Origin of the sequence: Fictibacillus sp. FJAT-27399, from assembly GCF_001510655.1 — a bacterium.
In the GTDB taxonomy this organism is placed as follows: domain Bacteria; phylum Bacillota; class Bacilli; order Bacillales; family Fictibacillaceae; genus Fictibacillus_C; species Fictibacillus_C marinisediminis.
Genome location: NZ_LMVC01000001.1, coordinates 442,172 through 458,656, shown reverse-complemented (window position 1 = coordinate 458,656; position 16,485 = coordinate 442,172). Strand labels below are relative to the sequence as shown.

Here is a 16,485-nt window from a genome sequence, read left to right as displayed (position 1 = left end):
GTGTCGAAGCTAGATCAAGAAAAGCTGAGATACCTGTTCAGGGACGACAAGCACTGGAGGTCTTTGGCATAAAACGCACTTTGTTTTCTGACAAAGACCGAAGTGATACAGTCCCTGGGTGTCGAAGCTAGATCAAGAAAAGCTGAGATACCTGTTCAGGGACGAAAAGCACTCTCCGCAAATACTGAGAAGTTGTCCGAAACACTTCCATTCAGCCAACCTCATACAAAAAAAGAAAAGCGGATTACTCCGCTTTTTCTTCCTCCAATCCAGAAAAGAGTCCGTAGACAAACTGATCAGGATCAAATGCCTGCAGGTCGTCGATTTTTTCACCTAGGCCGACAAATTTCACAGGGATATCAAGTTCGTTCCGGATGCCGAGAACGATTCCGCCCTTGGCTGTACCATCGAGCTTAGTAAGTACAAGACCTGAAACATTTGTCGACTGGCTGAATATCTTCGCCTGGCTCATCGCATTCTGTCCAGTCGTCGCATCAACGACAAGCAATACCTCATGCGGTGCTCCCGGCACTTCCCGTTCGATAACGCGTTTCACTTTTTCAAGCTCATTCATTAAATTAACTTTGTTCTGCAGCCTTCCTGCAGTATCGCACAGCAGAACATCCACGTTTCTGGATTTGGCAGCTTTAACGCTGTCAAAAATAACGGCTGCAGGATCGGATCCTTCCTGATGTTTGATAACATCCACGCCTGCACGCTGCCCCCAGACTTCAAGCTGCTCGATCGCTCCAGCGCGGAATGTGTCCCCGGCAGCAAGCATCACGGTTTTCCCTTGTTGTTTCAGCTGATGAGCAAGTTTTCCGATCGTCGTCGTTTTCCCTACGCCGTTTACACCGACAAAAAGGATGACCGTCATGCCTTCTGTTTGAAGGTTCAGTGAGCCGTCCTGTTCTCCTTTATGGAGCATTCCAGCGAGTGTTTCTGAGATCGCGAATTTCAGTTCTTCTGTTTCCTGGATGTTTCTCGTACGCGCGATGTCCTTTAATTTGTCGATTAGATCCATAACCGTATGGACGCCTACATCGGCACTGATCAAAATTTCTTCCAGTTCCTCGAAAAATTCTTCATCAACTTTTCTGTACCGGTTAACGAGGTCATTGACTTTTGTCGAAAATGAAGTTCGGGTCTTTTCCAGTCCGCTTTTGAATTTTTCAGATACAGAGTCTGTTTGAGAAGTGAATTTGTCTTTTAGTCGTTTTAAGAAGCTCATAGGTTCCTCCTTCAAATTCATACATGATACATTACTTTGCCCCGACGAGATCCCTTGATTCCTCCAGCTTGACGGAAACAAGTTTGGAAACCCCGGATTCCTGCATCGTAACGCCGTACAGCACGTCCGCTTCCTCCATCGTTCCTTTACGGTGGGTGACGACGATAAACTGAGTTTCATTGCTGAACGTTCGCAAATAGCTCGCATAGCGGCTGACATTGGCATCATCCAGTGCGGCTTCCACCTCATCAAGGATGCAGAAAGGAACAGGACGGACTTTCAAAATGGCAAACAGCAGGGCAATAGCGGTCAGCGCCCGCTCTCCGCCGGACAATAGGGCAAGATGCTGCAGCTTTTTACCTGGAGGCTGAGCAAGGATATCCACGCCGGTCGTCAGCAGGTTTTCCGGATTGGTTAAAGATAAATCTGCCCTTCCTCCGCCAAACAGCTCTTTGAAAATCTGGCCGAAATGTGAGCGGATATTTGTGAACGTCTCCTCGAACCTCTTCTTCATTTCTTCGTCCATCTCATCGATGACTCCATGCAGTGTCTGTTTTGCTTCTACAAGATCCGCTCTTTGTTCTGCCAGGAAATCAAAACGCTGCGATACGCGTTCATACTCTTCGATGGCACCAAGGTTCACCATGCCGAGTTCTTCTATTGCGAGTTTGATTAATTTGACTTTCTTCCTCGCCTCAGCTGCCTCCATGGTCAGCTGGAATTGTTCCTTCGCACCTTCAAAGGAAAGCTCGTATTCTTTCCGAAGATGGGTGAGGCGGTTGTCGAGCTCAACATCGAGCCTGTTGATGCTCACCTCTTCTGTACGGAGGGCATCGTTCAGCTGTTTAAGAATACGTTTTGATTCTTTCAGTTCACGGTCCCGGCCCTCCACTTGCTGGTACACCGTGAGTCTTTCCTGTCTGCGCTGAGAGATGAGCTGAAGTACAGAATTCTTGTCTTGCCTTTTTTTGGCGATGTGTCCATCAAGTATTTCTTCACCTGATGAATTGCTGTTCATCTCTTCTTCCAGCATCCAAAAATCCTGCTCAGTCTCTTTAAGCTGATCGTTCACTTCTCGGAGTTCCATCTGGATCCTCTCCAGTTTCTCTTCCTGGTTCGCCGTTTGCTGGTCTTTTTCTGCAATCTTGATTTTTAAAGCGGTGGCTGACTGCTGAATCTCTTCTTTCGAGGTTTGCTGGTCTTTCTTACGGGCATCCAGCTGTTCGATCTGATCCTCGAGCGATTTCGCGTCTTTCACATTTCTCTCTAATGAAATCTGAAGTTCTTTAATCCTTTCAGCGATCGTGCTTTGTTCCGAATGATAGTTATTCTTCTCCCGGTCATACAGAGAGAGGCGGTCATTCAGGTTTTTCTCTTCGATCTCAATTTCGCGCAGTCTGCTTTTTACAGACTGCTCCTTTAGCCTGCTGTTCTCTCCTTCTTCACGGAAGGATTCGAGCTGAGATCTCAGCTCTGTAATCGCTGTTTTTGAGTCCTTTACCTGCTCTTCGATGACAGCTGTCTGCTGTTCCATTTTCTCCAGTTTTCCAGTGACCGTGTCCAGTTCCCGCTGTCTTCCAAGGAGCGAGGAATTCTTTTGTTTGACGCTTCCTCCCGTCATGGAGCCGCCAGCACTGACTACATCTCCTTCAAGGGTAACAATCCGATACCTGTAACGGAGGGTTTTGGCGATCTCGTTCGCTCCCTCGATAGTTTTAGTGATCACGATGTTGCCAAGCAGGTTGGCGATGATCGTCTTGTATTTGCTGTCTCCAGTTACGAGCTGAGAAGCCACTCCGACATATGCAGAGTGCGAAGCGACCAAACTGATTTCAGACGGTGAGATAAAACGCCCCTTAATGACAGATAGAGGGAGGAACGTAGCTCTCCCGAATCTTTTTTTCTTTAAAAAAGCGATAGCGGCAATGGCATCCTTTTCACTTTGGGTAACAACGTGCTGCATGGATCCGCCGAGAGCCGTTTCGATGGCTGTCTCGATGTCAGCCGGTACGCTGATGAGTTCAGCGACCGCACCTTCAATGCCCTGCAGTACGGTTCCTTTGGCTTTAAGGACTTCTTTTACACCCTGCATAAATCCCTGGTACTCATCCTGCATGGATTCAAGCCATTCTTTTTTTGATTTGAACTGCTGAATGAACTGATAGGCTTGATACAGCTTGCTTTGCATTTCTTCGTTCTCTTTTTCTTTTTGTTCAAGCTGTTGTTTTAATCCGGCATACTGCTTTAAGTGAGACTGAATATTCTCCTCAGCTTCCTTAGCCTTCTCGAGCAATTCTTTTTTATCTGAGGTGACTCTTTCACGTTCAGCTACATATTTCTCGTGTTCTTGATTCAGCCTGCTCGACTTGAACTGCTGCTGGTTCTGCTGATCCGATAAATAACGAATTTCATTCTTAATGGAAGCCTGGCTGTTCAAGTTCTCGAAGTAGTCACTTTTTAAACGTTCCAGCTCTGCTTCAAGATCGAGCTCGATGATAGAAAGACGGTTCTCCTCTTCCTTCAGTTGGCTGCGGAGTGAACGCAGTTCCTTCTTCTGTTCGCCAAAAATCTTGGTCCCTTCTGTAGAAGCAGCCTGGAGCTCCTCGCTTTTTTTCTTAAGTGTCTGAATCTGCTGTTTGAGAGACTCTTTATTCTGATGATAGTTTTTCTTTCGTTCTTTTAAGACTTCGCGTTTCCCTTCAAGCTTTTCAAGCTCTTCGCTCGCGACGAGAAGCGACTGCTGCAGTTCGTCTATGGATTCGTCCAATGCCTGTATGTCGGCTCTGGCTCGTTCGAGTGATGCTTCTTCATTTTTCACTTTCGATGATAGTGCGAAATCTTTATTTTTGAGTTCTTCTACGAGTGTAGATTGTTTTTCCCATTTTTCATGCAGTTCTTCAATTTCAAAAACCGTCAAAGCCACTTCGATCTGCTGAAGTTCTTCTTTTTTCTCAAGAAAATCCTTGGCGATGGAGGCCTGTATTTTTAAAGGCTCAACTTGTCCTTCTAGTTCATAAAGTATATCTTCCACCCGGTTCAGGTTTTCCTGAGTTTCCTGCAATTTTTGCTCTGCTTTTTGTTTACGGGTTTTGTATTTCAAGACCCCGGCTGCCTCTTCAAAGATTTTTCTTCTGTCTTCCGCCTTACTGCTCAAGATCTCTTCGATCTTCCCTTGGCCGATAATCGAATACGCTTCACGGCCAAGACCGGAATCCATGAACAGATCCACGATGTCTTTCAGGCGGCACTGCTGTTTATTCAACAAATATTCACTGTCGCCCGAACGGTACACTCGGCGGGTGACACTGATTTCATTATATTCAAGCGGTATATGCTGATCTTCATTATCAAGCGTTAGCGTTACTTCGGCCACGTTCAGCGGCTTGCGGTTATCGCTTCCAGCGAAGATGATATCTTCCATCTTTGAACCGCGGAGCGATTTGGCCGATTGCTCACCAAGCACCCAGCGGACGGCATCCGAAATGTTGCTTTTACCGCTGCCGTTCGGCCCTACGACCGCAGTCACACCAGGCACAAATTCAATATTGATTCGATCCGCAAAAGACTTAAAACCTACTACATCTAACCGTTTGAGGAACATCTTAATCCCCCTTATGTATTCTTAACTAATTTATTTTACCATAGATCAACTTACAAATAGATTCTTTTATGCTACAATTATGTAATATTGAGGATAGAAAGGGTGCTACTATGAACTTATCCACTCCCAGCCAGGAGAACATAGAGTTTATGATAGAAGGCTTGAAAAAAAAGCTCCAGCTCGTAAACTCAGGTCTGATCCAAGGTGATGATTACACCGTTGACCAATATGATGACATAAAAGAACTTTATGATATGGTAATGAAAATGCCTGGATTCAGTGTACGAGATATGGAAGGCATCGTCTCCGAGCTCGGTTCCCTAAAAAAGAAGTAAGCGTTCATACATAATCATAAGAAAAACACCCTTTTCGCAGGGTGTTTTTTTTATTGTTTCATTATCTTCTCGAGCGCTTTCTGTGCAGCATGCTGCTCTGCTTCTTTTTTAGAACGTCCAAAACCGACTCCGAACGTATCTTCATTTAACTTTACCTCAGATACGAATTCCCGGTTATGCGCCGGCCCTTTTTCCTGAATGATTTTATAATCAATCGTTCCAAGACCTTCTCGCTGAACATATTCCTGAAGCTGGCTCTTAAAATCCATCACATGAGAAAAAGCACCTTCATTAATTCGGGGAAAAACATTCACTTCCAGAAATTCTTTAACAGCTTCGATTCCTTTATCAAGGTACAGTGCACCGATAAAGGCTTCAAACACATCTGCGAGCAATGCCGGCCGTGTGCGTCCGCCGGTGTTTTCTTCGCCTTTGCCCAGCAAAACATAATCCCCAAAATGAAGCTCGTTGGCCAAAATAACGAGAGATGGCTCACAGACAATGGCTGCTCTTAATTTTGTTAACTCTCCTTCGCTCATAGTCGAAAACTTTGAGTAAAGAAATTGAGAAATTGTCAATTCAAGAACTGCATCCCCTAAAAATTCAAGCCGTTCGTTGTCTTCGTAAGGACGTCCCCGATGCTCATTCACATATGATGAATGGGTAAATGCCTGAACCAGTAATTTTTCATTGTCAAAGAAGAGATTAATTCGTTCCTGTAAGGGAGCTACCTTTTGTTTGCGTACCTTTTCATCCATCTGTTTTCTTGCCTGATGCTTAAATCTCTGTCTCGAATGTTTCTTTAAATTTGATGTCTGTTTCTTTGAACCTTTCATCATTGCCTCCTGCAAACACTTAGAGGGTATCGGCATTATTCTTCTGCCAACAGGTTTAAAGTCCCGCACCATCTGTTACGGGACTTTGTTCAGCATAAAATTAGTTGTTGTTGCTGTTTATGTAATTAACAACGTCACCAACCGTTGTAATTTTTTCAGCATCCTCGTCGGAAATTTCCAAATCAAACTCGTCCTCAAGTTCCATAACTAATTCAACAACATCCAAGGAATCAGCACCTAGATCTTCTTTAAAAGAAGCTTCGGTTTTAACCTCAGCAGCGTCTACACCAAGACGATCTACGATAATCTTTGAAACTCTTTCTAATACGTCTGCCATGTGTATTCACCTCCTTTCAATAATATATACCATTTCATAAGAAAAAAAAAGATAGAAAAGATAGAAATGCTGAAACGCCTCGATCAGAGACGAAAAGCACTGGAACTCTAGAACTTCAACACGGTCTTTGTGTTGGGGTGAGAGAGTGAAGTGACTCGAGTCTCTAGGCGTTGAAGCTGGATCCTTAGAAATGCTGAAGTGGCCTGTTTAGAGACGAAAAATGGCGGAAGTCTCATACAGCAACACGGTCTTTGTGTTGGAGGGGGAGACTGAAGCATTCGAGTCTCTGGCCACTGAAGCTGGATCCATAAAAACTGAGAAGCTCTCCTTAGGCTTCCCAGTTTTCGCTATTCTTACATCACCATTCCGCCATCGACGTGGATCGTCTGTCCAGTAATATAGGAACTGCAGTCGCTTGCTAGGAACGTGACGAGGGAGGAGATGTCTTCCGTGCCCCCAAAACGGGCAAGCGGTATTGCCTTCAGCATCTCACCTTTTACATTTTCTTCAAGAACGTGTGTCATATCCGTATCAATGAATCCTGGAGCCACTGCGTTCACCGTAATATTTCTGCTGGCTAATTCTTTAGCCGTCGATTTTGTCAATCCGATAACACCTGCTTTGGCTGCAACATAATTGGCCTGGCCAGGATTTCCGGATACACCGACAATGGAGGAGATATTAATGATTCTCCCCTTTCTCTGCTTCATCATCTGGCGGGTTACGGCTTTTGTGCAGAGGAATACACCTTTTAAGTTGGTGTCAAGGACAGCGTCCCACTCGTCCTCTTTCATTCTCATGATCAGGTTGTCTCTCGTAATACCTGCGTTATTCACTAGAATGTCCAGAGCACCAAACTCTTCAATAACTGTTTTAACCATAGCTGATACCGATTCACTATCTGCCACATTTGCTTGTACAGCGATAGCGTCCTGGCCCATTGATCTTATCTCATCTACGACTTCCTGCGCCTTCGCTTCACTGCCTGCATAGTTTACGGCCACTTTAGCGCCGTTTTTTGCCAGTTCCAACGCGATGGCCCTTCCGATTCCCCTGGATGCGCCTGTAACAAGAGCTGTTTTTCCTTTTAACATCAGTTTTACTCTCCCTTCAGCTTTTCCGCTGCTGCATTTATGGTTGCTTCATCACTGATGGCGATGACATTTGCCCGGCGATTCACTTTCTTCACGAGGCCTGACAGCACTTTACCTGGTCCGATTTCGATAAAGGTATCTACACCTAAAGCCATTAGTTCATTAATGGTCTCTTCCCATCTGACCGGAGAGTAGATTTGCAAGACGAGCTTTTCTTTTATTTCTCCTGCATCTGTTACCGGTTTGGCAGAGACGTTCGCAAGGACCGGAATTTCTGCATCCTGAATCGTAATCGAGCCAAGAACATCCTGCATTTTCTCAGCTGCCGGCTCCATTAAGGAAGAATGGAAAGGTCCGCTCACTTGCAGTGGGATTACTTTTGCACCGTTTTCTTTCGCAAGGCTTGAAGCGTCTGCAACTCCCTGAGCAGTACCAGAAATAACGATCTGCCCCGGACAGTTAAGATTAGCGACCTGAACAGCATGCCCGTTCTCAGTAACCTTTTCTGTAATGGCTTCAAGTTCCTCCTGTTTCATTCCCAGGATGGCAGACATCGCACCGACTCCTGTCGGCACGGCTTCTTCCATAAAAAGGCCACGCTGTCTGACCGCGTATACAGCATCTTCAAACGACAGGCTGCCTGCCGCCACAAGAGCTGAATATTCTCCAAGACTGTGCCCGGCTGCATAGTCAGCTTTGATCCCATATTTCTTAAAAACTTCCAAAACAGCAATACTTGCAGTCAGCAGGGCCGGCTGTGTGTTTTCTGTTCGTTTTAAGTCTTCTTCAGGCCCTTCAAAAATGATAGAAGACAAAGAGATACCGAGCTTTTCATCTGCGGTATCAAAGATAGTTCGGGCTTCTACGAAATTTTGTGCCAGTTCTTGCGCCATTCCAACTCTTTGGGAGCCCTGTCCCGGAAAAAGAAAAGCAATTTTACCCATTATTCTTCCCCCTTTTGTTCTTCTCTTTCAAATTCTTTCATCTTTTCAGCTATGATTTGAACAACATTTTTCTCTACCATCGTTCTCGTTTGTCTTACCGCATTAAAAATCGCGTTCTCATCGGAAGAGCCATGGGCTTTTACTACCGGTGCAGCAAGCCCAAATAATCCCGCTCCGCCATACTCTGAATAGTCCAGCTTGTTCTTCAGGCCTTTAAGCCGGGGTTTTAAAATTCCAGCTGCAATCTTGCTGACAGCGGTCGCTGTAAGCTCCTGTTTAAGCATGGAAAACATTGTCAGCGCGGTACCTTCTATCGTTTTCAGCACTACATTTCCAGAAAACCCATCGCAAACGACAACATCAGCTGCTCCGTTCAGGAGGTCCCTCGCTTCAACGTTACCGATAAAGTTCACGGGAGCTTCTTTCAGCAGCTGAAAGGCCGCTTTGCTTAAGGCATTCCCTTTTTCATCCTCCGTGCCGACATTCAAAAGACCGACTCTCGGAGAACTCGTTCCCCTTACTTGCTCTGCATATGTACTTCCCATGATAGCGTACTGCAGCAGATGCTCAGGTTTTGCATCCATATTGGCGCCTACATCCAGGAGCAAAAACCCCTTCCCGTCTACTGTCGGAAGCGTCGGAGATAGAGCCGGACGGTCAATACCGCTGATCCTGCCGACGTTAAACAGACCAGAAGCCATAAGTGCTCCAGTATTCCCTGCTGAGATACAGGCATCCGCCCGCCCCTCTTTTACCTCTTTAGCGGCGAGAACCATGGAAGCGTTCTTTTTCTTCCGCACTGCACGTACAGGTTCATCATCGCTTGCTATTTTTTCTTCCGTGTGAATGACTTCAATGTTTTTTGCAGAAGTCAGATAAGGAGAGATTTTCTTTTCATCTCCAATTAAAATCACTGTAAGATCATCAAAGGCAGAAAGTGCTTTTAAAGCTCCTTTAACCTGAGCTTCCGGAGCATTGTCGCCTCCCATTGCATCGATGGCAATTCTCATGTCTTACTCCCTTCCCTTCCTTCTCCAGTTGAACGGAACATGATGAACTCCCCGGAAAAAACAGCCTCTTTATCTACATAGCTCGTAACTTCCACTGTCGTCCGGTAGCCTTCAATGCTGCTCACCCTTGCCTTGGCAACAACTCGCTCCCCTTCTTTTACTTGCCGGGTAAAACGGATCTTTGCCTTTGAAGTAAGGGCCAGATCATCGTTTATAATGGCTACGGCAAGTGAGTTTGCCTGTGCAAACAGATGATGCCCCCTTGCTATTTTTGTCCGGGAAAACACATGTTCACTCTTTATGTCCAATATGGATATCGCTGCTTCGTCCAGCTGGAGATCAATAATTTCGCCGATTACTTCCTCGAGCGGAAGGGCTTTAACGGTATCCAGCTGCTGCTGTGCAACGTTTTTGATCCGTTCCCTTAGTTCCGGGATCGAAAGTTCAAGACGGTCAAGCCTTATGGTCTGGACACTGACAGTGAATATATCCGCCAGTTCTTCATCCGTAATAAATGGCGTCCTTTCAATCGTAGCTTTCAGCAAAGCCTGTCGTTCTTTTTTCGTTCTTTTCATGTATACACCATCCAGATATGCCATTTAAGCATCAGCCTCTATGGATGCACGGTTTTTCGCTTTTTAAGAGCTGGTACTAACAGTAGTATATAATAGCAGCTATATCATTTCAAGAAAGGACCTATTCGTCAGAAGGCAGAACCCTCATCAATCAAGGCGTTCCGATGTTAACACGCCTTCCTTTTCCAAGAAGCTTCTAAGCGGAGCGCAGGCCGCTTCATGAAAAAGCGCTTCTGAATTGACGAGCCGGGAAGCATCGTTCCTCGCCACCTCGAGCACACGGTAGTCATGCACGATATCTGCGATCTTAAAATCTGGAAGCCCGCTCTGTTTGCTGCCGAAGAAGTCCCCCGGGCCTCTAAGTTCAAGATCTTTTTCTGACAGAACAAAACCATCAGAGGTTTCTGTCATGATCCTCATTCTTTCTTTTCCCTCTTCTGATTTCGGGTCAGCGATTAATATACAATACGACTGATCACTTCCACGGCCGACGCGGCCCCTGAGCTGATGAAGCTGTGACAGGCCAAACCTTTCCGCATCGTAGATCACCATCATCGTGGCGTTCGGTACGTTTACTCCGACTTCTACTACGGTCGTAGATACCAGAACATGGCACTTATTCTCAGCAAATTCTCTCATCACTTCCTCTTTTTCAGAGGAATGGAGCCTTCCATGCATTAAGCCGACCCTGTATTGATGAAAATAGTGCTGCAGCTGTGCATGTACATCAATCGCATTCTGAACATCCAGCTTGTCTGACTCCTCAATAAGCGGACAAATCACATAAGCCTGTCTCCCTTGATCAAGCTCTTTCTGTACAAAACCGAGGACACGGTCAAGCATGTTATGTTTAGCCCAATAGGTTTCGATGGCTTTTCTGCCGGCTGGCATTTCGTCGATGACAGAAACATCCATGTCTCCAAACACGGAGATTGCAAGCGTCCGCGGAATGGGGGTTGCTGTCATGAACAGCACATCCGGACTTTGTCCTTTTTCGCGCAGCACCCGGCGCTGTTTGACGCCAAAACGATGCTGTTCATCAGTTATGACAAGGCCTAATTGATGAAATACTACCTCATCCTGAATGAGTGCGTGTGTACCAATTAACACATCCACTTCTCCCTCTATAAGCCTTGCTAAAATATCTGCCCGTCTTTTCCCTTTCACAGAACTTGTCAGCAATTCCACCTTAATCTGATGAGGTTCAAGCAGCTGGAGAAGTGAATGGTAGTGCTGTTCCGCCAATATTTCAGTCGGTACCATCAAAGCTCCTTGGCTTCCTGAGGAAAAAGCTGCAAATAGAGCGATGGCTGCAACGACTGTTTTGCCAGATCCGACATCTCCTTGAAGAAGGCGGTTCATCCTGTGGGGAGATGACATGTCCTTTAAAATCTCATGAGTGACCTGCTGCTGGGCATTCGTCAGCGGGAAGGGCAAAGAAGTAACAAACCTGTTGACATCATCCATGCTGAAATGCAGTTTTTCTCCGGCAGACTGTTCACGGTTGATCTTTTTAAACATTTGCATCTTAAGCTGAAAAAGCAGGAATTCCTCATATACCATCCGGCGGCGCGCCTGTTTTAAATGTTCAAAACTCTGCGGAAAGTGCAGGCTGTATAGCGCTTGTTTTCTCGGCCAAAGCTTATAGGACTCCAAACTCTCCTTCGGAAGCACTTCCTCAACCTCCTCACCATATTGGTTGAAGGCGAGTTTGATCAGCCGCCTTACTTGCTTCACGCTCATCTCTCCCTTGACCGGATAGATGGGATCGATACTTTCATCTTGCGGCTGCAGTCCGAATTTAATGTCATTAACGGTCAGGGTCATTTTATGAGCATCCCATTTTCCTGTGAGGGTAACCGTCTGTCCAGGTGTCAGCTGCTTTTTTAAATAGGGCTGATTAAAAAAGACAGCGGTTATTAAATAACGTCCGATCAGCACCCTGATGCTGAGTTTTGATTTTTTTCTTGGAAAATAACGGAGAGAAGGTTCGCTGTGAACCTTCCCTTCGATTGTTGCCCTCTCTTCATGTTTAACATCGGCCAGATCTTTCAGCTGATGATTGTCATAGCGGAACGGCAAATATTCAAGCAGATCCATCACAGAGACAACCCCAAGCTCTTTCAGTTCTTCTGATTTGCTCTCACCAATCCCATTGATCTCTGTCACTTTTAATTCGTTAAGCTTCATTTTTTATCCAGGGCTATTCCAAATATTTTCGCTTCTAGCTCCCGGGCAGTTGGTGTAGCCGCCAAACCTCCTTGCGCTGTTTCTTTCAGTGCTGTCGGCATGGATTGCCCGATCTTGTACATCGCATCGATGACTTCATCGCACGGAATCCTGCTCTTGATTCCTGCGAGCGCCATATCAGCAGCAACAATTGCATTGCTTGCTCCCATGGCGTTCCGCTTTACACAAGGTACTTCTACAAGGCCTGCAACAGGATCACAAACGAGCCCGAGCATGTTCTTCAGAGCGATAGCCATCGCTTCTGCGGACTGTGAGGGTGTCCCGCCAGCTAGCTCAACAATGGCCGCTGCTGCCATACCGGTCGCTGATCCGACTTCTGCCTGGCAGCCCCCGGCAGCACCTGAAATAGAAGCATTGTTGGCGACTACAAATCCGAAAGCTCCAGAAGCAAATAAAAAGGCGACCATCTGCTCTCTTGTCGGATTTAATTTATCTTTCAAGGCAAAGAGCGTTCCAGGAACCACACCTGCTGAGCCTGCTGTAGGGGTAGCACAGATGGTTCCCATAGCCGCGTTGACTTCATTGGTTGCGATAGCTTTACTGACCGCATCCAGCATGAACTCACCTGAAAGGCTTTTCCCGCTTTTTAAATAATTCTGAAGGAGGATGGCATCCCCGCCAGTCAATCCGGAATGAGATTTAACATCTTCCGTTATTCCTCGTTCAACAGCTTCTTCCATCACCTTTAAGTTTCTGTCCATCTGGCTGATGATTTCATCTTTCGTCCGGCCCGTAAACTCCATTTCCTGCTCAATCATGATATCTGAAATCTTGCATTCTTTTGCCTCGGCAAGTTCCACTAGTTCGGCAACATTACGAAACATACTTACTTCTCCCTTTCAAGGTTACTCATTAATTTTTACCACTTGCTGTACAATTGGCAGCGATTCAATCTCCTCGATGAGTACCGGGTCTATATTTTGGTCTACTTCAATGATCATGAGAGCTTCTTGTCCTTTTTCTTTCCGTGAAACTCGCATGTGGCCAATATTGATCTGATGCTTGGCGAGAATATTTGCAACTCCTGCGATGGCTCCGTATCTGTCGTTATGAACAATCAGCATTGCAGGATGGTTTCCGCTCAGCTTCAATTCAAAACCGTTAAGCTCAACTATCTCTATTTTCCCTCCGCCGATCGAAATCCCAACCAGTTCAATTTTTCCATTCTGGTCACCAAGAATGATCTTTGCGGTATTGGGATGATCGGTCAGTGCATCTTCCTCGGTCATCTTTATATCAATACCTTGCTCTTCTGCCAATGAAAGCGCATCCACAATCCTAGTATCAAAAGTATCAAAATCAAGGATTCCGCCAACGATCGCCACATCAGTCCCGTGTCCGCGGTACGTTTTTGCAAACGAACCATAAAAAGAAATATGGGCATATTCTGGCTTCCTGCCAAACAGGTGGCGGGCGACCCTCCCGATTCGTGCAGCTCCTGCTGTATGGGAGCTTGAAGGCCCAATCATGACCGGCCCGATTATATCAAAAACACTTTTGTATTTCATTCATGTCCCTCCGATAAAAATATATAGCTGACATAAAAAATATTCCCTCCATTACTGTATCATAACTCAACAATAATGGAGAGAACATTTTACCTACTCAACTGAGATAATAAAAGGATAAAGCGGCTGGCTGCCTTCATGGACTTCCACTTCTACAGAAGGGAAAGATTCCTCGATAAACTGAACTAAACGTTCCGTATCTTCATCCGATGCATCTTCGCCGGAAATCAGGGTGATGATTTCAGAATCCTCATCAATCATTTCCTTTACAAGCTCCTGAACCGCTTCATCTTTATCCGGCATGGAAGCTACAATCTTGCCGTTCAAGATCCCCATGAAATCGCCTTTTGAAATCTCGACGCCATCAATGGAAGTATCTCTTACAGCAAATGTAAGCTGTCCGGATTTTACGCTTGAAAGCGCGTCTGTCATCTTCTTTTGATTTTCATCCAATTCGGCTGAAGGGTTAAACACAAGCAGAGCCGCCATTCCCTGAGGAACGTTTTTAGAGCGGACGACGATTACATCCTGGTCGACGATGGATGCTGCCTGCTCTGCAGCCATAACAATGTTTCCGTTGTTCGGAAGAACGATTACTTTTTCAGCATTCACTTCTTCAATGGCTTTGACGATATCTTCGGTACTAGGGTTCATCGTTTGTCCGCCTTCAATAACGTAACCGGCACCGAGTGAAGTGAACAATTCTTTAATGCCGCTCCCCATCGCTACGGTAACGATGCCATATGCTTTTTTCTCTTGTTTAGCTTCAGGCATCTTAACGGGCACATGCGTCTCAGATTCCAAAATCGCAGTATGCTGCTCACGCATGTTTTCAATTTTAATGTTGATCAGACTACCATGTTTCTGAGCAAGGGTAAGCATGTTGCCCGGCTGTTCCGTATGAATATGAACCTTTACAAGATCATCATCGGCAACAACAAGCAAAGAATCGCCATGCTCGTTTAATTCATTGCGGAATGCTTCCTCACTGAAAGGCGCCTTCTTTAATTTCTCAGGTTCGAATTTCACCATAAACTCTGTACAGTATCCGAAATGGATGTCTTCGGTTTTCATATGAAGCTGTGCTTTATGGTGCTCGGCATTAACCATTTCCTTCATAGAAGGCGATTGCGGAGAAATCTCAGGAAGGTCCTTTCCTTCCAGCGCGGAAAGAAAGCCTTCATAAACCGTCAGAAGGCCTTGTCCGCCTGAATCAACAACGCCTACTTCTTTCAATACCGGAAGCAAGTCAGGTGTTCTGTCTAGGGAAGCTTTGGCTTCCGTTACAACTTCGTACATGACGAAAAGGATATCATCACTTTTTTTGGCCGCCTTAACGGCACGTTTTGCCGCATCTTTAGCCACCGTAAGAATGGTTCCCTCGATTGGCTTCATCACAGCCTTATAGGCTGTTTCTACTCCGTTCTCAAATGCTCTTGCAAAGTCAGCCGAAGTAATGGTTTCTTTTCCTTCGATTGATTTTGAAAAACCACGGAAAAGCTGGGATAATATAACCCCGGAGTTGCCTCTTGCCCCCATGAGCAAGCCTCGGGAAAAAGAGCTCGCGACTTTACTGATATCGGGAATTATGTTGTTTTGAACTTCTTTTGCACCAGAAGTAATAGTAAGGTTCATGTTGGTTCCTGTATCCCCATCTGGCACAGGAAAAACATTAAGGGCATCTACCATTGCTGCGTTTTTTGATAAGTTTGCGGCTCCCAATGCAACCATGGCCGCAAACTTTTTACCGTCTAAAACTGTTAAAGACACGAACTTTCCTCCTAACTAAGGGGTTGTCACCCTTACACCCTGAACAAAAATGTTAACAGAATCTACTGAGAGACCCAGCATTTGATCGAGGGTATATTTCACTTTTGTCTGTACATTATGGGCTACTTCAGAAATCTTTGTTCCGTAGCTTACAATAATATACATGTCAATATGTACTTCATCTTCTTCCTGCCGAACCACAATCCCCCGGGAGAAGTTGTCACGTCCTAAAAGTTCGGTAATACCATCCTTTAACTGCTTCCTGGAAGCCATGCCTACAATTCCGTAGCAATCAATAGCAGCGCCGCCAGCAATAGTAGCGATCACTTCCGTAGAAATGTCAATCTGGCCGTATTTATTCTTCATTTCGATGGACATGATGAATCCTCCTTTAATCAATCAATTATGGCTAAACCTCATTTTACTATAAAATTAAGTTTTATGAAAGGACAACTCCATTTGACAATAGTCACAAAGCCGTGTCAAGCCTTTTTACTTGAAATGCGAAAAATCATTTGTTGCTTTTCTTTAGTGGTCATGCTACTATAGGTTAGTATTTAACATACGACTGATATGATACAGTTTTACTGTTATAAAGGAGGTACAATTATGTCACGCAAATGTTACGTTACTGGTAAAGGACCTAAAACAGGAAACAAGCGTTCCCACGCATTGAACAAATCTAAAAAGAGCTGGGGAGTAAACGTTCAAAAAGTCCGCATCTTGGTTGACGGGAAGCCTAAACGTGTTTATGTTTCTGCACGTGCCCTTAAATCTGGAAAAATTGAACGCGTTTAATCGCTCTTAAGACAACGGCATCCCCGTTGTTTTTTAATTTCCAAAAGAAAAAAGCACCCATCAAGGGTGCTTTTTTCTTTTGGATGGAAGTGATTATCCTTTTTTAAATGAACCTAAAACCGCACGTACAAATCCCCCTAAAAACCTAGGCAGTTTAATGGTGTAAAATTTCATCATACCCCTCCTCCAGGCCCTT

At 45.3% G+C, this 16,485-nt stretch carries 16 protein-coding genes; 2 read left to right on the top strand and 14 right to left on the bottom strand.

Features of this window, described 5'->3' with window-relative positions:
- Window positions 1-244 precede the first annotated feature (244 nt).
- Both ftsY and smc read right to left on the bottom strand, forming a co-directional pair.
- On the bottom strand, window positions 245-1,231 hold the full coding sequence (ftsY, locus tag AR335_RS02360) for a signal recognition particle-docking protein FtsY (RefSeq protein ID WP_062231709.1): 987 nt from the start codon (window positions 1,229-1,231) through the stop codon (window positions 245-247).
- 31 nt (window positions 1,232-1,262) lie between these two features.
- Window positions 1,263-4,832, bottom strand: a complete 3,570-nt coding sequence (smc, locus tag AR335_RS02355; RefSeq protein WP_062231708.1) for a chromosome segregation protein SMC — start codon at window positions 4,830-4,832, stop codon at window positions 1,263-1,265.
- 110 nt (window positions 4,833-4,942) lie between these two features.
- Between smc and AR335_RS02350 the strand changes: the two genes are divergently transcribed.
- Window positions 4,943-5,167 (top strand): DUF1128 domain-containing protein, encoded by a 225-nt coding sequence (locus tag AR335_RS02350; RefSeq protein WP_053354522.1) that lies wholly within the window; start codon window positions 4,943-4,945, stop codon window positions 5,165-5,167.
- A gap of 50 nt (window positions 5,168-5,217) precedes the next feature.
- On the opposite strand, the gene rnc is transcribed toward AR335_RS02350, so the two are convergent.
- From rnc to AR335_RS02295, 11 genes are all read right to left on the bottom strand, one after another.
- A complete protein-coding gene (rnc, locus tag AR335_RS02345; protein WP_082683319.1) occupies window positions 5,218-6,003 on the bottom strand; it encodes a ribonuclease III in 786 nt (261 codons plus the stop codon).
- A gap of 100 nt (window positions 6,004-6,103) precedes the next feature.
- Window positions 6,104-6,340, bottom strand: a complete 237-nt coding sequence (gene acpP, locus AR335_RS02340; RefSeq protein ID WP_053354523.1) for an acyl carrier protein — start codon at window positions 6,338-6,340, stop codon at window positions 6,104-6,106.
- A 353-nt stretch (window positions 6,341-6,693) separates the two neighbouring features.
- Window positions 6,694-7,434, bottom strand: a complete 741-nt coding sequence (gene fabG, locus AR335_RS02335; RefSeq protein ID WP_062231705.1) for a 3-oxoacyl-[acyl-carrier-protein] reductase — start codon at window positions 7,432-7,434, stop codon at window positions 6,694-6,696.
- A gap of 5 nt (window positions 7,435-7,439) precedes the next feature.
- Window positions 7,440-8,378 (bottom strand): ACP S-malonyltransferase, encoded by a 939-nt coding sequence (fabD, locus tag AR335_RS02330; protein WP_062231704.1) that lies wholly within the window; start codon window positions 8,376-8,378, stop codon window positions 7,440-7,442.
- Window positions 8,378-9,388, bottom strand: a complete 1,011-nt coding sequence (plsX, locus tag AR335_RS02325) for a phosphate acyltransferase PlsX (RefSeq protein WP_062231702.1) — start codon at window positions 9,386-9,388, stop codon at window positions 8,378-8,380. Before plsX ends, fabD begins: the two co-directional genes overlap by 1 nt.
- On the bottom strand, window positions 9,385-9,963 hold the full coding sequence (gene fapR / locus AR335_RS02320) for a transcription factor FapR (RefSeq protein ID WP_053358278.1): 579 nt from the start codon (window positions 9,961-9,963) through the stop codon (window positions 9,385-9,387). Before fapR ends, plsX begins: the two co-directional genes overlap by 4 nt.
- Window positions 9,964-10,110: 147 nt before the next feature.
- Complete coding sequence (recG, locus tag AR335_RS02315; protein ID WP_062231700.1) at window positions 10,111-12,153, bottom strand: ATP-dependent DNA helicase RecG; 2,043 nt, start codon at window positions 12,151-12,153, stop codon at window positions 10,111-10,113.
- A complete protein-coding gene (gene sdaAA, locus AR335_RS02310; protein ID WP_062231698.1) occupies window positions 12,150-13,037 on the bottom strand; it encodes an L-serine ammonia-lyase, iron-sulfur-dependent, subunit alpha in 888 nt (295 codons plus the stop codon). Before sdaAA ends, recG begins: the two co-directional genes overlap by 4 nt.
- A 21-nt stretch (window positions 13,038-13,058) precedes the next feature.
- A complete protein-coding gene (gene sdaAB / locus AR335_RS02305; protein WP_062231696.1) occupies window positions 13,059-13,721 on the bottom strand; it encodes an L-serine ammonia-lyase, iron-sulfur-dependent subunit beta in 663 nt (220 codons plus the stop codon).
- Between the two features lie 93 nt (window positions 13,722-13,814).
- A complete protein-coding gene (locus AR335_RS02300) occupies window positions 13,815-15,491 on the bottom strand; it encodes a DAK2 domain-containing protein (protein ID WP_062231694.1) in 1,677 nt (558 codons plus the stop codon).
- Window positions 15,492-15,506: 15 nt separating this feature from the next.
- Window positions 15,507-15,869 (bottom strand): Asp23/Gls24 family envelope stress response protein, encoded by a 363-nt coding sequence (locus tag AR335_RS02295; protein WP_053354531.1) that lies wholly within the window; start codon window positions 15,867-15,869, stop codon window positions 15,507-15,509.
- Window positions 15,870-16,100: 231 nt separating this feature from the next.
- Between AR335_RS02295 and rpmB the strand changes: the two genes are divergently transcribed.
- The gene (rpmB, locus tag AR335_RS02290) at window positions 16,101-16,289 is read left to right on the top strand and encodes a 50S ribosomal protein L28 (protein ID WP_053354532.1); all 189 of its coding nucleotides are present in this window, start codon (window positions 16,101-16,103) and stop codon (window positions 16,287-16,289) included.
- A 93-nt stretch (window positions 16,290-16,382) separates the two neighbouring features.
- On the opposite strand, the gene spoVM is transcribed toward rpmB, so the two are convergent.
- Entirely contained in the window at window positions 16,383-16,463 is an 81-nt protein-coding gene (gene spoVM / locus AR335_RS02285) for a stage V sporulation protein SpoVM (RefSeq protein ID WP_053354533.1), read from the bottom strand.
- Between the last annotated feature and the right edge of the window lie 22 nt (window positions 16,464-16,485).